Annotated in this window: 14 protein-coding genes and 1 pseudogene; 6 read left to right on the top strand and 9 right to left on the bottom strand. The window is 56.3% G+C overall.

Annotation, left to right across the window (positions count from 1 at the left end; genetic code table 11):
• Window positions 1–27 precede the first annotated feature (27 nt).
• The gene (locus KGA69_RS21445; RefSeq protein WP_047050582.1) at window positions 28–1317 is read left to right on the top strand and encodes a flagellin FliC; all 1290 of its coding nucleotides are present in this window, start codon (window positions 28–30) and stop codon (window positions 1315–1317) included.
• 197 nt (window positions 1318–1514) lie between these two features.
• Complete coding sequence (locus KGA69_RS21440; protein ID WP_213292640.1) at window positions 1515–2237, top strand: RNA polymerase sigma factor FliA; 723 nt, start codon at window positions 1515–1517, stop codon at window positions 2235–2237.
• A 30-nt stretch (window positions 2238–2267) separates the two neighbouring features.
• Here KGA69_RS21440 and KGA69_RS21435 read toward each other — a convergent pair whose 3' ends face one another.
• The 4 genes from KGA69_RS21435 to KGA69_RS21420 all read right to left on the bottom strand — a co-directional run bounded on the left by KGA69_RS21435 (window position 2268) and on the right by KGA69_RS21420 (window position 7509).
• A complete protein-coding gene (locus KGA69_RS21435) occupies window positions 2268–3437 on the bottom strand; it encodes a YncE family protein (protein ID WP_213292639.1) in 1170 nt (389 codons plus the stop codon).
• Window positions 3438–3465: 28 nt separating this feature from the next.
• Window positions 3466–5688, bottom strand: coding sequence for a TonB-dependent receptor domain-containing protein (locus KGA69_RS21430; RefSeq protein ID WP_213292638.1), 2223 nt, complete (start codon window positions 5686–5688; stop codon window positions 3466–3468).
• Between the two features lie 169 nt (window positions 5689–5857).
• Window positions 5858–6649 (bottom strand): energy transducer TonB, encoded by a 792-nt coding sequence (locus KGA69_RS21425; RefSeq protein WP_223683771.1) that lies wholly within the window; start codon window positions 6647–6649, stop codon window positions 5858–5860.
• Window positions 6646–7509 (bottom strand): ChaN family lipoprotein, encoded by an 864-nt coding sequence (locus KGA69_RS21420; protein ID WP_045397427.1) that lies wholly within the window; start codon window positions 7507–7509, stop codon window positions 6646–6648. The genes KGA69_RS21425 and KGA69_RS21420 overlap by 4 nt, the downstream gene beginning before the upstream one ends.
• 420 nt (window positions 7510–7929) lie before the next feature.
• On the opposite strand from KGA69_RS21420, the gene KGA69_RS21415 reads away from it, so the two are divergent.
• Genes KGA69_RS21415 through KGA69_RS21405 form a run of 3 tightly spaced genes read left to right on the top strand, consistent with a single transcriptional unit; the run spans window position 7930 to window position 11574 of the window.
• Window positions 7930–8946 (top strand): iron ABC transporter substrate-binding protein, encoded by a 1017-nt coding sequence (locus tag KGA69_RS21415; RefSeq protein ID WP_213292637.1) that lies wholly within the window; start codon window positions 7930–7932, stop codon window positions 8944–8946.
• A 23-nt stretch (window positions 8947–8969) separates the two neighbouring features.
• A complete protein-coding gene (locus KGA69_RS21410) occupies window positions 8970–10544 on the top strand; it encodes an ABC transporter permease (protein ID WP_047050572.1) in 1575 nt (524 codons plus the stop codon).
• A gap of 1 nt (window position 10545) precedes the next feature.
• Window positions 10546–11574 (top strand): ABC transporter ATP-binding protein, encoded by a 1029-nt coding sequence (locus KGA69_RS21405; RefSeq protein WP_047043625.1) that lies wholly within the window; start codon window positions 10546–10548, stop codon window positions 11572–11574.
• Between the two features lie 201 nt (window positions 11575–11775).
• Here KGA69_RS21405 and KGA69_RS21400 read toward each other — a convergent pair whose 3' ends face one another.
• Together KGA69_RS21400 and KGA69_RS24385 are read right to left on the bottom strand one after the other, a co-directional pair.
• Window positions 11776–12609, bottom strand: coding sequence for a helix-turn-helix transcriptional regulator (locus KGA69_RS21400; RefSeq protein ID WP_047050570.1), 834 nt, complete (start codon window positions 12607–12609; stop codon window positions 11776–11778).
• 236 nt (window positions 12610–12845) lie between these two features.
• Window positions 12846–12965, bottom strand: a pseudogene (locus KGA69_RS24385) (hypothetical protein); the annotation flags it as partial.
• On the opposite strand from KGA69_RS24385, the gene KGA69_RS21395 reads away from it, so the two are divergent.
• A complete protein-coding gene (locus KGA69_RS21395; protein WP_411710450.1) occupies window positions 12932–13636 on the top strand; it encodes a phytanoyl-CoA dioxygenase family protein in 705 nt (234 codons plus the stop codon). The pseudogene KGA69_RS24385 and the gene KGA69_RS21395 sit on opposite strands and share 34 nt — an antisense overlap.
• Before the next feature lie 13 nt (window positions 13637–13649).
• Here KGA69_RS21395 and KGA69_RS21390 read toward each other — a convergent pair whose 3' ends face one another.
• Genes KGA69_RS21390 through KGA69_RS21380 form a run of 3 tightly spaced genes read right to left on the bottom strand, consistent with a single transcriptional unit; the run spans window position 13650 to window position 17145 of the window.
• The gene (locus tag KGA69_RS21390) at window positions 13650–13991 is read right to left on the bottom strand and encodes a PTS fructose-like transporter subunit IIB (RefSeq protein ID WP_047043619.1); all 342 of its coding nucleotides are present in this window, start codon (window positions 13989–13991) and stop codon (window positions 13650–13652) included.
• 15 nt (window positions 13992–14006) lie between these two features.
• Window positions 14007–14882 (bottom strand): [formate-C-acetyltransferase]-activating enzyme, encoded by an 876-nt coding sequence (locus tag KGA69_RS21385; RefSeq protein WP_047050567.1) that lies wholly within the window; start codon window positions 14880–14882, stop codon window positions 14007–14009.
• Window positions 14848–17145: a formate C-acetyltransferase gene (locus KGA69_RS21380; protein WP_047050565.1), complete on the bottom strand. Its 2298-nt coding sequence runs from the start codon at window positions 17143–17145 to the stop codon at window positions 14848–14850. The genes KGA69_RS21385 and KGA69_RS21380 overlap by 35 nt, the downstream gene beginning before the upstream one ends.
• Between the last annotated feature and the right edge of the window lie 163 nt (window positions 17146–17308).

Genomic DNA, 17308 nt, shown 5'->3' with positions numbered 1-17308 from the left:
GCAACTGACTCGTAAGGAATGCATATAATGGCACAAGTAATTAATACCAACAGCCTGTCGCTGATGGCGCAAAACAACCTGAACAAATCCCAGTCTTCCCTGGGGACGGCGATTGAGCGTCTGTCTTCCGGTCTGCGCATCAACAGCGCCAAGGACGATGCCGCGGGTCAGGCGATCTCCAACCGTTTTACCGCTAACATCAAAGGCCTGACTCAGGCTTCCCGTAACGCTAACGACGGTATCTCCCTGGCGCAGACCACCGAAGGCGCGCTGAACGAAGTCAACGATAACCTGCAGAACATCCGCCGTCTGACCGTACAGTCACAGAACGGTTCTAACTCCGCAAGCGACCTGCAGTCCATCCAGGATGAAATCTCCCAGCGTCTGTCTGAAATCAACCGTATCTCCGAACAGACCGATTTTAACGGCGTTAAAGTCCTGAGCGGCGACCAGAAGCTGACCATCCAGGTCGGCGCCAACGACGGCGAAACTATCGATATCGATCTGAAAGATATCAATGCGAAGACTCTGGGTCTGGATAAGTTCAGCGTGGCTAATCCGATGGATCCTGCAACTCAGATCGGTGCAACCGCGGTTACTCAAGTAGGTGGTACATCTACTACAACAAATACAGCGGTATCCACGACTAGCACCGGTGCTGATACGGCGGATCTGTATCAAGATGTGGGTGGTACGGGTGATTACTACGTTAAGAAAGGTACTGATACTTTCAAAGTGGACATGGATCCTGCGACAGGTAAATATACCTACGATGTTTCTGATGCAACGACTAAAATCACAGCTACTGGTACTGAAACTAAAGTGACAACCGTACCTGTTACCACCACTACTGGTGGTAAAACCGTCTCAGGTTTGGGTACTGGTGAAGAGTTACGTACTCTGACTGATGCGAAAGGCAATGCTAACGGCTATGCCATCAAAGGTAAGGATGCAGACGGTAATGATGCTTACTTTAAGGCGAATATCGATGAAGCTACTGGTAAGGTAACGAAAGGCGATCAAATCCAGACTTCAGCGAAAACTGCCGATCCGCTGGCTACCCTCGACAAAGCCCTGTCCCAGGTTGACCAACTGCGCTCCTCCCTGGGTGCGGTACAGAACCGTTTCGATTCTGTAATCAACAACCTGAACAGCACCGTTAACAACCTGTCCGCTTCCCAGTCCCGTATTCAGGATGCTGACTACGCGACCGAAGTGTCCAACATGAGCCGCGCGAACATCCTGCAGCAGGCGGGTACCTCCGTGCTGGCGCAGGCTAACCAGTCGACTCAGAACGTCCTGTCTCTGCTGCGTTAATCGCACGTCTGATTACTGTCGCATCGCAACCCCGCTTCGGCGGGGTTTTTGTTTTTTGCCCGTAGCCGCCTGGCAAAACGGCTGAATGAGAAAGCATGTCGTAAATAGAGACGCTTTTATGCGGTTTTTCCGGCGATTGGCATTTTTGCCCCTGCGCATAATAGCGCTGACTCTCTTATCCGCAGGTTTCAGAAATAGTGAGCGATTTGTATACCGCCGAAGGCGTGATGGACAAAAATTCCCTCTGGCTGCGCTACGTTCCGTTAGTGCGGCACGAGGCGTTACGCCTGCAGGTCAGGCTGCCCGCCAGCGTCGAGCTTGACGATCTGCTGCAGGCCGGGGGAATCGGGTTGTTGAACGCCATCGAGCGTTATGACTCGCTACAGGGCACGGCCTTTACCACCTATGCGGTGCAACGTATCCGCGGCGCAATGCTCGATGAACTGCGTAGCCGCGATTGGGTGCCGCGCAGCGTGCGGCGTAACGCCCGCGAAGTCGCTCAGGCGATGCTGAAGCTGGAGCAGCATCTGGGCCGCCCGGCCACGGAAAGCGAACTCGCGCAGACGCTGGGTATCACCCTTGCCGAGTACCGACAAATCCTGCTGGATACCAATAACAGCCAGCTGTTCTCCTATGACGAATGGCGGGAAGAGCAGGGCGAGAATGCCGAACGACTACTGGAAGGGCACGAAGAGGCCAATCCGTTGTATCATCTGCTGGAAGGCAGCCTGCGCCAGCGGGTCATTGAGGCGATTGAAGCCTTGCCGGAACGCGAAAAAATGGTCCTTACCCTCTACTACCAGGAAGAGTTAAACCTTAAAGAGATCGGCGCGGTGCTGGAGGTGGGGGAATCCCGCGTTAGCCAGCTACACAGCCAGGCGATTAAGCGCCTGCGCGCGAAGCTGGCCAACGAAGGCTGATAACCACCTGCCGGGCAGGTGGTTAGCGGATTACGATTTACGCAAATCAATGCGCAGAATGCGCTCCTTCGCCCCTTCGACAAATACCTCAGGATCCCACTCGCGATTGAACCCTTCTTTAATGCCGACGTACAGGGTATCCATGTCCGGCGACAGCACCATTTGATTCGGATAAACCGGGGCGCGGAATTCACGGGTTACGCGCCAGGTTTTGCCATCCACGACGCTGATGGTGCCGCTGGTGAAATTGCTGACGTACAGCTCGTTATATTTCGGATTGAAGCGCACCGCGTTAGCGCCGATGCCGGTACGCACGTAACCCAGCGATTTGCCGTCTTTCAGATCGAATATATACAGGCCGTCGTGAGGGCCGCTGCGATCGTCGTGATCAAAGGCGACGACGAAAATACGCCCTGAGTCGGAATCGACGATCAGGTTTTGCGCGCTGGCCAACTGCGGCGCGTTAAGCGGGATAGTGCGGACAACCTGCTGGGTTCTGGCATCGATCTCGTTGATATAGTCGCGGCCGCCAACGTAGATCTTCTGCGTCTTTTCATCCAGCGTCAGGCCGTAGGCGGTGCCACGATAGGCGCCTTTGACTTCCCCTTTCAGCTGTAACGTCGTGCCGTCGAGCATCAGTAATTTATGTAGCGGACGCATCCCGTCCTGGGTTTTCAGCATATGGCTGTAGCTGACGAATAACAGGTTAGCGGCGCGGCTGTATACCATATGCCGCAGATGCTCGAAGCGCGCATCGGCGGCGCCGTCGGTGGTGAAGCTCAGGCGCGGACTGGTGCGGGTGATTTTACCGCTGGCGGCGTCGAACTGGCTGATACGCAGCGAAGCCGCCTGGGTATGGCCGACGTAAAGCACGTGCGCCGGCTGATTCATCGCCAGCGAGAAGGCTCGCCTGGGCATATCATAGCGCTGGATAACCTGCAGGGTGGCCGGATTAAAGGCGTAGAGATAACCTTTATTGGCCGCGCGGTTAACCCGGTCGGTCGCCGCGGCGAATAGCAGGTTGTCGCCATTATCGAACGCCAGCTCATAAACCCCTTCATTGGCTTCCTGCAGGTAATTGGTTTTCATCGCAAAGCGCGACGCTTCCCGCGGCGGTGGATCGATGGCGAATGCCGGCGGGGGAATCAGAGCGGCGAGCAGCAGCGCAGCCAGCGGTTTTATCAAGTTGCGATTAGGCATGATGGTTATCCTTGTTGATAAATAGGGCTCAGAACTGGATTTCGCCGCCGAAAATATAGGTGCGGCCGCGGGCGGTGGTGTTAACAGACGCCCCCTCTTTGGCGTTATCGAGACTCTGGTTCATACGGTTTAGCGCTTCGGAATAGTCACGATTCGTCACGTTCTGCACGCTAAAGCGCAGCAGCACGTTCTCGGTCATCTGCCAGCTGCTATAGAGGTCGATAATGGTCGGGATGTTCGGCATGCTCTCTTTCGGCACCGTATTGGTATCGAGGCTAATACCTTCAGTACTCAGGCGTTTTGATTTACCGGTGAATTTCACCAGGCTGCCGACGGTGAGTTTGCGATCGAACAGACGCCCGCCGACATCAACCGTGGCGTAGCTGCTGGGAAGATCGCTCAGGTCGCTATAGGCGAAGCTATAGACCGTGCTGGCAATAGAGGTGGGCTGATCGGTACGCTGCTTGCTCCATGACACATTGGCGTAGGCAAAACCGATGTCGTATCCGGCTTCAATCTCATAGCCCTCGGTGGTCACCGGCGAGGTCACGTTAACCGAGATATTGGCGTTGAAATCCGGCGAAGCATTGGCGACATCTTTACAAAGCCCGCCGTTGCTGCACAGCAGGAAGGATTCGCTGGTGATGTAATCTTTAATCCGCGAGCGGTAGGTAAGCGCTTTCAGATGCAGGCTATCCTGCTCGCTCAATAACCCTTTTTTGATAACGTTAAAACCGGCCTCCCAGGTCTCGGCTTTTTCCGGCTTCAGGAACGGATTCATCGATGCGCCGCCCTCGTTGGCGAAGAACACTTCCTGAACGTTCGGCGCGCGCGATGAACGGCTCCAGCTGACAAACGGCTGTAGCCATGGCGTCACCTGAGCGGAGAAGGTCGCCGAGGGATTAAAACCGTTATCTTTGACGTTGAGCTGGGTTGCCCCCTGCGGGAAGCATTTTTCGTTATCTGCACAGGCCGGTTTATAGCCCTGTACCCGGCTACGGGTATAGTTGAGATTAAGATCGAGCTGATAAATATCCTTGTTTAATGTCAGCCCGCTATAGAGCGAGGCGATCTTCTGTTTGCCCGCCGGGGCAAAGGCGTTATGGTCGGTCTCGTTATCCTGCACGAAGCGGCGGGAATAGCGGGTGTCCATTAACTTGCCGCCTAGCTGGAAAGCGGCATACAGATCGTCGGTAATACGAAAACGGCTGGTGTTGTTCACGTCCAGCGCGTTGGACTTATTGGTGGTCGAGGAGTCGTTAAAATTATACAGCGACTCCGGTTTATATGCCTGATTGCCGCGGCTGGTGCTGGCCAGGACATTAAACTCGACCAGTTCATTGAGCGGCGCATAGTTATAGCGCAGATAGTAGTCGTCGCTGCTAATATCGCGACGGGTAAAACTATTGCGATAATTACGCCCGGAAAACTCGAAGCGGTTAAATTGATCGACGTTGAAATTGATTTTATACAGCTGCGAGCGCGGCTCCTGGCGCAGATATTTATTATCTTCACCGATAAACTCTTCGCTGCTGCGTCCGCCGCCGTTTTTATAGGTGGCATAGGTGCGGGTGCCGCTGATGCCGAGCAGCGCGCCAAGGCCGCCGCCGTTATCGAAAGTGTCGGTTTTGCCGGCTACCGTTACCATACCGGTACGGCCGAGTCCGTTATCGCCCACGGAAAAACGCGACAGCAGGCCGACCTGATGCCCCGGTTTTAACACATCATCGATACCGATCGTACGCAGGTTGGCGCTGCCCGCCAGCGCGTTGACGCCTTGCGAACCGGCGCTATTGCCGCGGGTGATATCCACTTCGGCCAGAAAGTTAGGATCCAGCGGCACCCCGGCGGCGGTATTCGCCCCGCCGTGATAGTTAGCCGGCGCCATGCCGAAGAAGGTCTGGGTGACGCCATCCACCATGGTGTTTACCCGGCCCAGCCCGTTCATGCCGCGAATATTGACGCTGATGGTGCCCTGCAGCGGGTCGATTTGCGTATAGGTGCCCGCCATGCTGCGCAGCGAGGCGTCGAGGCTTTGCAGATTCTTATTGAGCGTTCGCGAGCTGTAGGCGCCGGGACGGGTATAGCTCTCCTCTGAGGAGCCGACCTGGCCGGCATTCTCCGCCAGCGGGTTATCGGTAATGGTGATAGGAGAGAAAACCGATTCTCCTTCGCTTTCGGCGGCGAAAGCCTGGCCGTTGACGATAAGGAGCCCGGTGACGAGCCCCTTAATGAGCTGTGATTTTTCCATAATCTAATCCTGAGGTAATAAATATTTAACGCACAAAAAGGGCAGCAGCGTGCATCGCGCTTATTGCTAAGTGCGATGACACATTGCCCAAAATAAAAAAACATCAGCGGTCAGTGACCGTTATAAATAACGTCCGGGTTGCCTGAATAAATAACAGGGAACCTGGGGTCTATATTTTTAATAAGCCGAATTCCACCGGCAGCGTGACCTTATTTATACCGTTACGCAGCAGCTCTTTTGGCGGCGGCGGAAGCGGACGCGCATTTTCCAGCGCCATCAGCGCGGCGCGATCCAGCGAATGGGTCCCTGAAGAGTTCACCAACTGTGATTGCAACACCTCGCCGCGTTCGTTGACGCTGAAGGTAATAATGGCGGTACCGGTACGTTTACGGCGGCGCGCATCTTCCGGGTAGTGGCGCATTTTGTTGATTTTGCCTTTCACCAGCGATTCCCAACTGATCTTGTTGTCGCTCAGGCGTGCGGCATCGCTATCGAGCGGCGCGGTGGTACGCTGAGTGAGGGCGGCTGGCGCCGGGGGCGCGGCGAAGCTGGTGATGGTTGAGTTACCCTTTTCCTCTTGCTGCTGGCGGCGGGACTGTTTTTTAACCTCGATTTTCTTTTTCCGCTGCGGTTCGGGTTTGCTGGCGGAGAGCTTTATTTGCGCATTGTCATGAATGAGCAGCTTCGGCGCCTCTTTCACCGCGGCGGTTTCCTGCTCGGTCATCGCCTCGACTTTGCGCTGCTGGGTGACGCCCGGCGGCAGCTCGGGGTGAATAAATGACACTTCCAGTTCCGGCGCGAACTCTACCATCACCGCGGCAGGGGGGGCGACATCCGGCGGCGAGGCGAAGTGAATGATAAAAGGCACCGCCAGCGCCAGATGGCCCAGCACGCTGGCCGTTGTCCCCGCGAACCAGCGGGGACGCGACGCTATTAATGGCGTGGAGAGAGGGATATTCATTTTTCTGCCGCTACCGACCAGACATAATCAGCCTGCTTCGCCGTCGGCGTGGCGCCGTCGGTGGTCAGCAGCAACACCAGCGGTTTTTCCGCCCTGAGGTCGGCCAGATGCAGCGGTACGCCAATATCTTTGGCCGCATGATAGCCGCCGGCAATCAGCAGCGCCGGGCGCGGCGCGGCTTTCATTTGCGTCGCCATCAGGCGATCGCGCTGCTGCTGGATGGCGAGCATGGAAGTGACCTGCTCGCCATCGATTTGCCCGTTATGCATCAGATAGATAATGGCCGATAGCGATTCATGTACCTGCGGGCTGTTGGAGAGCGTTCCGCGGGGAAACGTGGGATGCTGATAGATGTCGCTCACCTGCTGGCGGCTGAGATTGGCTGCCAGCAGCGGATAAGGCGCTTGCAGCGCGGTCATCACGACGTCGCGATAAAGCGCCCACGGCCAGCCGGGATTCCAGCGCAGGGTTTCCGCCGCGCGAGTGGCGGAAACGGTCGTCCCGCTGAGGCTGGCCTGCTTGACCCGATTAACCGCTTCCTGCTGGCTTAGGTCGATCATTTCCATCAGCACGCTACCCTGCGGGCGAAGGGTGTGAAGGTTCTGCAGCAACCAGCGCTCAATCTGGTGATGCTGGGTGTTGGTATGTTCTTCGCCAACAATAACCAGCGGCGCCTGGGCGAGTTGGTTCAGCAATTGTTGTGGCGTCAGGGAGCGCCCGCTGGCGGTATCACGAATATCCGCCTGCTCTACCAGCGCGCGCTCACCGGCAGGGGAGAGGGGATAAACCGGGCTGTGACAGGCGCTCATGAGCAACGCGCAGCCTATAACCAGAGTGTTTAAAAGGGTTTCCTTAAACATAAAATATCCATTTTCGGCTTTTTAGTCGTCTTTTCTTCGTATCTTGCTGCTGGAACAGGATGATATGTGATATTGAGAATGATTATCAAGATCATTCTCATTTAAAATTATTGGCAAGAGTGATGGTTTCATCCGGCAAACAGCGGTCCGTTGCCGTGTCGCGGGGAGAATCTGTGAAGACGATCAAGATTTTAAACAGCGATAATATTTAAATCTGCAGGCTTAATGTTGTCTTAATGTTTGTTTCGGTCGCACGTTGAAATAAGCATTTTGTCATCAGGAAATTCTAATTGGCGGTGTTTTTCACTTTTTTAAAATGATGGTAATTGTTTTCATTATCATTCACATTCCTCTGTGATTTAATCCGTGCCAGCCCGGTTTCTCCACGGCTTTTCGACTACCCATACTAAGGATTAGCTTATGAATTTCCGCTTATCGGCATATTGCGCGGCGATGCTCGCTGCGACGGCTCTGTTTACCGCTCCGCAGGTTATGGCTGCTGACAATGGCGACGGCATTGTGGTGTATAACGCCCAGCACGAAAACCTGGTGAAATCCTGGGTTGACGGCTTTACCAAAGAAACCGGTATTAAGGTCACGCTGCGCAACGGCGACGATAGCGAATTGGGTAATCAACTGGTGCAGGAGGGGTCAGCCTCGCCGGCGGATGTCTTCCTGACTGAAAACTCGCCTTCCATGGTGCTGGTCGATAACGCCAAACTGTTTGCGCCGCTGGATGCCGCAACGCTGAATCAGGTCGCCCCGCAGTATCGTCCCGAGCACGGCCGCTGGATTGGCATTGCCGCCCGCAGCACCGTTTTCGTCTATAACCCGGCGAAAATCAGCGAATCTCAGCTGCCGCATTCGCTGATGGACCTGGCGAAACCTGAGTGGAAAGGGCGCTGGGCCGCCTCACCATCGGGCGCAGACTTCCAGGCCATCGTCAGCGCCATGCTGGCATTGAAGGGCGAAAAAGCGACGCTCGACTGGCTGAAGGCGATGAAAACGAACTTCGTGGCCTACAAAGGCAACAGCACGGTGATGAAAGCGGTCAACGCCGGACAAATCGACGGTGGGGTGATCTACCACTATTACCGCTTTGTCGACCAGGCGAAAACCGGCGAGAACAGCAAAAACACCAGGCTGTATTACTTTAAAAACCAGGATCCGGGCGCTTTCGTGAGTATCTCCGGCGGCGGCGTACTGGCGTCCAGCAAACATAAAGAGCAGGCGCAGGCCTTTATCAAATGGATCACCGGCAAGCAGGGTCAGGATGAGCTGCGTACCAATAATGCTTTCGAATATGCGGTGGGCGTGAATGCCGCCTCTAACCCGAAACTGACGCCGCTGAAAGAGCTGGACGCGCCGAAGGTAGAGCCGTCAACGCTGAATAGCAAAAAAGTGATCGACCTGATGACCCAGGCTGGCCTGCTGTAATTTTATGCTGAAGTGATTTATCTATGTCTGTCCTGAGTCTGGTACTCGGAAAGAAAACAGGACGCCTGCCCGAGCGCAGGCGTCCTGCATTTCCGATGGTTGCCTTAGCTGTACTGTTTTCAGTAATGGCGTTACTGCCGTTAGGTTTTGTGGCCGCGGTGGGGATTGAGACCGGCTGGCCGACCATTAAAGCACTGGTGTTTCGCCCGCGGGTAGCTGAACTGCTCAGCAATACGCTGTGGCTGACGCTGCTGGCGGTGCCTATCTCTATCGTACTGGGCGTGGCGGTGGCCTGGCTCACTGAACGCACCGCGCTTGCCGGGCGTCAGCTGTGGTCGGCGCTGGCGGTCGCGCCGCTGGCTATCCCGGCATTTGTCCAGAGCTATGCCTGGGTCAGCGCGGTTCCTTCGCTCCACGGTCTGTCCGCCGGGGTGTTCCTCTCCGTGCTGGCCTACTATCCCTTTATCTACATGCCGGTGGCGGCTGTGCTCCGTCGTCTTGACCCGACGCTGGAAGATGTTGCCGCCTCGTTGGGCACGCCGCCGTGGAAAGTTTTTTTTCGCGTGGTGCTGCCGCAGCTGCGGTTGGCTATCTGCGGCGGCGCGCTGCTGGTGGCGCTGCATCTGCTGGCGGAATATGGCCTGTATGTGATGATTCGCTTCGACACCTTCACCACCGCCATTTACGACCAGTTCCAGTCCACCTTTAGCGGCCCGGCGGCGAATATGCTGGCGGGAGTGCTGGCGCTGTGCTGCCTGGCGATCCTGCTACTGGAGAGCGTTTCGCGCGGTAAAGCGCGCTACGCGCGCATCGGCGCCGGCGCGGCGCGCGAACAGAAGCGACGTCTGTTGGGGAACGTGGCCGCATGGGCCGCGCAACTGCTGCTGCTGACGCTGGTGATGCTGGCGATGGGCGTCCCGCTGCTGGTGCTGTGCCGCTGGCTATGGCTCGGCGGGGTGGAGAACTGGCTGCATGCCGATCTCTGGCATTCGCTACGCCAGACCCTGATGCTGGGCGCGGGCGGCGCGCTGCTGACCACCGCCTGCGCGATTCCTATCGCCTGGCTCGGCGTGCGTTATCCGCGCCGGCTGTTCCGCCTGCTGGAGGGCTGTAATTACATTACCAGCTCACTGCCGGGTATCGTCACCGCGCTGGCGCTGGTGACGGTGACTATCCACTATGCCCGCCCGGTGTATCAGACCGAAGTGACGCTGTTTCTGGCGTACCTGCTGATGTTCATGCCGCGAGCGTTAATTAACCTGCGCGCCGGTATCGCCCAGGCGCCGGTTGAGCTGGAAAACGTCGCCCGTAGCCTTGGGCGCAGTCCGGCCCGCGCCTTATGGAGCGTCACCATGCGTCTTGCCGCTCCGGGAGCGGCCGCTGGCGCCGCGTTGGTGTTTCTTGGCGTGAGCAACGAGCTTACCGCGACGTTGCTGCTGTCGCCGCTAGGCACCCGCACGCTGTCGACCGGTTTTTGGGCGTTAACCAGCGAGATCGACTACGTCGCCGCGGCGCCTTATGCGATGCTGATGATCGTGATTTCGCTACCGCTGACGGCGGTTCTTTATGTGCAGTCGAAAAAAATTGCAGGGTTGTAACATGCTGGAATTGTCTTCTATCTCGAAATCTTTCGCCGACGCGCTGGTGCTCGATAACCTTAATCTGACCGTGGCGCCGGGAAGCCGTACCGCTATTGTCGGCCCGTCGGGTTCCGGTAAAACCACGCTGCTGCGAATTCTTGCCGGTTTTGAAACCCCGGATCACGGGCGAATCGTTCTGCAGGGCAACACCCTGTTTGCCGACGGCGTGTTTGTGCCGGCGCATCAGCGTGGGATCGGTTTCGTGCCGCAGGAAGGGGCGCTGTTCCCCCATCTTAACGTCGCGGACAATATCGCCTGGGGGCTCGATTGCGGTCGCGAAGAGAAACGCCGCCGGGTCGCCGCGCTGATGGAAATGGTGGCGTTAGATTCGACATTAGCGAGCCACTGGCCGCATGAAATTTCCGGCGGCCAGCAGCAGCGGGTTGCGCTGGCGCGCGCGCTGGCCCAGCGGCCATCGCTGATGCTGCTGGATGAACCTTTCTCGGCGCTGGATACCGGGCTGCGTGCGGCGACGCGCAAAGCCACCGCCGACCTGCTGGCCGAGGCTGGGGTGGCGTCGATTCTGGTTACTCACGATCAGACGGAGGCGCTGTCGTTTGCAAGCCAGGTCGCGGTAATGCGGCAGGGGCGTTTTACTCAGGTAGGAACCCCGTTCGAGGTCTATTCGCGCCCGGTTGACGAGGCCACCGCGCTGTTTCTTGGCGATGCGCTGGTGCTCGACGCCGAGCTCACGGAGGGGCGCGCGCGTTGCGCCATCGGCGAGTTACCGACTGACAATCCTCACGCCAGCGGCCGCGGACGCGTAATGCTGCGCCCGGAGCAACTGCGGGTGTCGCCGTGCGGGCCGCAGGAGAGCGCCTTTCGCATCGTAGATGTCGATTTCGCCGGCCATATCTCGACGCTGACGGTGACGGTAGCGGGGCAATCAATGCCGCTGGTGCTGAAAACCGTCAGCCAGGCTGCCTGGCAAACAGGCGCTCCGGTTCGCCTGGAGATTATTGGCCCGGCGCGGATATTTTGCGCATAGCGGCGAAAAGCTGACCGCTCAGCTGGGATAAAAATTGATTTGGCGCGGAGATGCGTTAATTAGCTGCTGATGTAGCACATTGTGCTAATTACACTACCAGCGAACGCATTAGTATCCGCGCCACTGATCTCGTCGCCATGGAGTGGTAGGTCGTTGGAATATTTCCGCGGGGTCAGTCCATTCTTATTTCCCCTGAGATGATTATCGCTGCTGCGCGCTACGGCAGTGGCGACGATATTCCGAAGGTGAACGTTCAGTATTACGTTTAAACACCCGGCAAAAATAGTTGCTATCGATAAAGCCGCAATTATGCGCAATTTCTTTTACTTTTAAATCGTAACCGCGTAATAGTTGCTTCGCTTTTTCCAGCCGCACGGCGGTTAGATATTCATTAAAGCCCACTGAACCCGATTTCTGAAATATATGCGAAAGATAGTTCGGGGTAATATGAAAGCGTCTGGCAACCGATTCGCGGGTCAGCGGCTGGCTAAGATTTTCTTGCAGATAATCCTGAACTGCTAAAAACAGATCGCGGCTGCGGCTAACGCGCATTTCCAGACCGACAAGTTGTTCAAGGCAGTGGCTTAACAGCGCGGAAACCACCAGCCGGGCGGTTACTGGGTCAGGCTGCAGGCAGACTTCATTCAACGCCAGCAGCAGATAGGAGCCAACGCGGGGGCCCAGCCGGGCGACGTTTTGCTTTTCAGTATGTAGTTTTTTTCCGTCCCAGCGCTGAATGCAAAAGCCGAGCTTTTGGCGGCCAAATAAAATGCTGAGCGTGACCGCCGGACCGTTCCACTCGGGTAGCGTCCACTTTCCCGCCTGTACGTAGAGTACCTGCGAAGTGGCTAAAACCGCCGCGGATAGCGGTAGACCCTGATCATGGAGCTCGCCTTCAAGGACGATTTCCAGACGCGGGAAGGGCACCTTCAACGCCAGCGCCGGAACGGGAATATCCGGCTCCGGAAAGCGGACCTGCAGCCTATCTTTTTGATTAACTAAACGATTTAGTATGCCCGCCAGATCATCAATCATCCTGTCGACCCCGAGTTAAAATTATCTCTTTGATTATAATCTTTTTTATCCTGATGTTCCGCCTTACGACGCGCGGCGGATGCATTATTAAATGGGTGAATATTTACAACGAATTTACCCATCGGCAATTATTGATAAGGCTCACATTTTTGTGTCTGGCGTACGGATATCCAGTTTTTCGTAGTTTTCCCTTCCTGCCTGGTCGTTGGCCGCATCGTAGAGTTTGATTGTGTTATCTAAAAGTTAAAAGGAAGACAATATGGACTCACAATCGACGGTTCATCTGGCTGCGCTTGGCGCGACCCGGACGCTAAGCGACCAAATGAAACATGAACTTGATACGCTTGGCTATACCGTGGTGCACAACGTCGTTGATCCTCAGTGGCTGAGCGAGATGCGCGAGCGCATTGACGCGCTGGTGGAACGTGAAGGCGAGAATCTGGCGATGGAACACCATCAGGAGGCGACGGCGACGCGTATTGCCAACCTCATCAACAAGGGCGTTATCTGGGAGAAGGTGTGGTCGCATCCGCTCATTCTTTCCGCCTGTCGTTATATTTTTAATGGCGCGTTTAAAGTTTCCAGCCTTAATGCCCGCGAGGCGCTGTATAACGGTGGTCATCAACCGCTGCACGCCGACTGGAAAAAGCCACGGGTAGACTTCCCGAAAGTGCATCTGGTCAATACGATATGGGCTATTGATGATTTGAGCGCCGCCAACGGCGCGCCGCGGATTATTCCCGCGACCCATCTGCGCCCGGAGCTGCCGGAAGAGGTTTTGGCGGATCCGCAAAAGACGCATCCTGATGAAATTGTTTTTGCCGCGCCGGCCGGCAGCGTAATGATTTATAACGCGCATGCCTGGCACGGCGGCACCCGCAATCTTGAAGGCAGCAGAAGGCGCGTGCTTCATGGCTTATATATTGATCGTGCTGATACCGCGCAGCAGGACCAGCAGCGCTGGCTGACGCCGGAAACGGCGAGCCGCCTGACGCCCGCGCAAAAGTGGCTGCTCGACGTGCAATAAACGCCGTGGCCGGTCAGGGAACTTCCAGGTAAACGACCGGCTTTTTCATAATGCTATTAACGGCTTTGACAATCTGCTGTGGCTGCAACAGGAATGTGGCGATACTGGTTTTAATGGTACGGAGTCCGTCAAAGCGTTGAGCGCCATCGATTTCGATATCGGTTACCAGTAACACCACCGTGGCGCGGGCAATATCCTCTTCGCTAATTCGGTTTTCCACGCCGAGCGCGCCCTGGGTTTCCACTTTCAGAGACCATTTTTCATGATGACCGACTTTTTCCAGTAGCTCGGCTGCCATATAGGTATGTGCAACCCCGCTCACGCAGGCGGTCACCGCGACAATGTTGAAGTCCATAACATCCTCCAGGCGTTAACCGCCGATAGTGACGTGATATCCTGCTGCTTCAGCCAGCGCTTGATAAGGATGAATATCCGCCTCTCGGGGAGCGTTGACGTTGGCCAGCGGCCAGGTTTTACCCAGCAGACGGTATTTCGCCTCGCCATATTGATGAAACGGCAACAGATGAATCTCCGTCAGACCGAACGGCGCGAGGAACTTTAAGATCTGCTTAAAATTCTCCGTGTTCATCGTGTAGCCAGGGATCAGCGGCACGCGCGGGATAAGATTCATTTTGCGGATGGCCAACTGACGGAAGTTGTCCAGCACTCGCGGCTGATTCATCTGCAGTAGTGAATGGGCCTGCTCGCTATTCATGATTTTCAAATCAAACAGTATTTCGTCACAGGCTTCGGCCACCGGGAGAAAACGGCTAAAGGCGCAGTCGCCCGCGGTCTCGATAGCGGTGCGCACCCCCCAGTGGCGCAGGTGCTGGAGGAAGCGGGCGGCAAACACGGCCTGCATCAGCACTTCGCCCCCTGACAAGGTGACGCCGCCGCCGGAGGCGCGGAAGAAGACCTCGTCCTTAAGCACCTCGCGCAGCAGGGCATCGAGCGTAACATCCCGGCCAATCTGCTCCCATGCGCCGGAGGGACACTCGGCGACGTCCTGCAGGCAGCGCGTGCAGCGCAGGCATTTACTCTCCCGGCGCACGGTCTGGATCTTTGGCGAGATCGATTCAGGATTGGCGCACCACGGGCAGGTGTGGGGGCAGCCTTTGAAAAACACCACCGTGCGGATCCCTTGCCCGTCATTAAGCGAGTAGCGTTGGAGGTTAAAAATGCGCGCCGTATCGGCGCGCGTTTCGATGACCTCACAGCTGATGCGCGGTGCGGCGGATAATGTCATCCTGTATCTCCTTTGACAGCTCAACAAAGAAGGCGCTGTAACCTGCGACGCGCACCACCAGACCGGCAAAATCCTGCGGCCGCTGCTGCGCTTCACGCAGCGTGTCGGCGTTGACCACGTTAAACTGGATATGCTGCAGTTTGAGCTTGCAGAAGGCCTGTAAAAAGTCTGCCAGTTTGTTCAGGCCGCTGTCGCCGGCAAGCGTTGCCGGGGTGAATTTGACGTTCAGCAGCGTACCGTTCGATAGCAGATAATTATCCAGTTTGCTGACCGATTTCAGCACCGCCGTCGGCCCCTGGGCATCCTGCCCAACCATTGGCGACAGGCCGCCGTCCGCCAGCTGTTCGCCGGCCAACCGGCCGTCCGGCGTCGCGCCGACCACCGAGCCCAGCGGCACATGCGCGGATACGGTATAGGAGCCTGGGGTGAAATGGCCGCCGCGCGGGTTTAGATACCGTTCTACCTCTTTACAGTAAAAACGCAGCAGATCGGCGCTAATATTATCCACTTCGTCGATATCGTTGCCGTATTTCTCGTAACGGTTGATCAAACGGGCGCGGATTTTTTCTCCTTCCGGCGTGCGGAAGTTGGCTTTCAGTACCGCCATCAGTTCGGCAAAGCTGAGGCGCTGTTGCTCGAAGACCATGCCCTTCAGCGCGTGCAGCGAATCGCTCAGGTTAGCGATTCCGATACCCTGAACGCCGGAGAAGTTATAGCGCGCGCCGCCTGCGGTGATATCTTTGCCGTGCTGCACGCAATCTTCGATAAAGGATGACAGCAGGGGGACCGGAGCCCAGTCGCGGTGTCCGATATCGCAAATGTTGCTGCCCTCGACCATCAGCTTGATGTAATAGCGGATTTTGTCGCGGATTTGGCTGATGAGACCGTCCCAGCTGACTTCAGGCTGATGTTCATTTTCCTGCAGCACAATTTCCATCACCTTCAGCAGATTAAACATCGCGATATCGTGCAGGCCGTAGGTGCGCCCTGGAATAGAGAGCTCTACGCAGCCGACCACCGCGTAATCGCGGGCATCTTCCAGCGACACGCCGCGGTTAAGGAAGGCCGGGACGACCACTTCATCGTTGAAAATCTGCGGGATCCCGGTACCCAGGCGAATGGTCTCAGCGGTTTTGCGCAGGAACGGGCGGTCAATCAGCTCATTGACCCGCACGCCCAGATTCGGCTGCGGTAGCTGCACATTCTGGTAAGCATCGAGAGAAAGAAAGGACAGTACGTTTACCGCACTACGCCCGGTTTCCGTCAGTCCGCCAAGCAGGGCGGTGTAGCCGGTGGGAAAACCGGCGAAATAGCGTGCGCTGCTGGACGAACGCAGCAGAACGATATCGTTACACTTCAACCAGAGCGACTCCAGTAGCTCCTTGAGATACGCGGGATCCTGACCCTGATTCAGCGATGCCTGATAAAAAGGCAACATGTACTGGTCAAAGCGTCCGAGCGAAATCGAGCTGGCGTTGGACTCGTACTGCAAAATAATATTCATATACCAGAACAGCTGGCAGGCCTGGGCAAAATCCTGCGGCCGATGCTGCGCGTTATGGCGTGAGATGGCGGCGATGGTTGCCAGCTCCTGCTGACGCCGGGCATTCGTACAGTTGGCGGCCATCTCTTCCGCCAGCGTGGCGTAGCGCAAAATATGACGCTGCGAAGCTTCAAGCAAGATCAGGACCGCCTGATAAAAGTGGTTATCAGGCTGCCGGGCGCAGTGTGATTTCAGCTCGGCGATCAGCGCATCAAGGCCATTATTCAGCAGCCGCGGATAGTCGATAATAATATGGCCCTGGCCTTTATCCGTCTGATTAACGCTGAAAATCTGCGTGCCGATCGCGGCCTTGACCTCCTCGGTTATTTGACCGTTAATGAAATCTTTCATCGAACGCTTTTCCCAGTAAGGGAACAGCGTTTCGCGGTAAATCCGCTTATCTTCTTCACTTATCGCGAAGCGGTCCTGCGGGCGGGTCGGGAAGGCGTCGAGCTCGTTGAGCAGCCAGTAGGGGTCCATCTCCGGCGACATGATCCCCGCACGTGGTTTGACGGTGCGGTTGCCGGCAATCAGTTCATCATCACGAATCGAAATGGCCACCTTATCGAGGATCCACGCCGTGGCTTTCGCCCGGCGGATAATCACCGGCTCCCCCTCCGTCAGCCGATGGCTGGCGGTATAGAGCAATGCGCGTTCAAGGGAGATTTCGCGCGGCTGGGCGAACAGGCTGGCTTTCAGGCGTTGAGTACGATTCGTCATGACAAACTCCATGTTGTGGCTAAGAGGCGCGTAGCGCCTCTGAGATTAATGACAAACCTCATGCAATCATTGAGCTTGCAAATTGCACCAGGCAAATAACAAGGAAAATCAATTTATTGATTTTCGGCTGATAACCACAAAGAAGGAAAAACCACGCTTTTTC

The sequence above is a fragment of the Klebsiella sp. A52 genome (assembly GCF_018388785.1).
Classification (GTDB): Bacteria; Pseudomonadota; Gammaproteobacteria; order Enterobacterales; family Enterobacteriaceae; genus Klebsiella; species Klebsiella aerogenes.
This window is presented reverse-complemented; position numbering and strand designations above follow the sequence as displayed.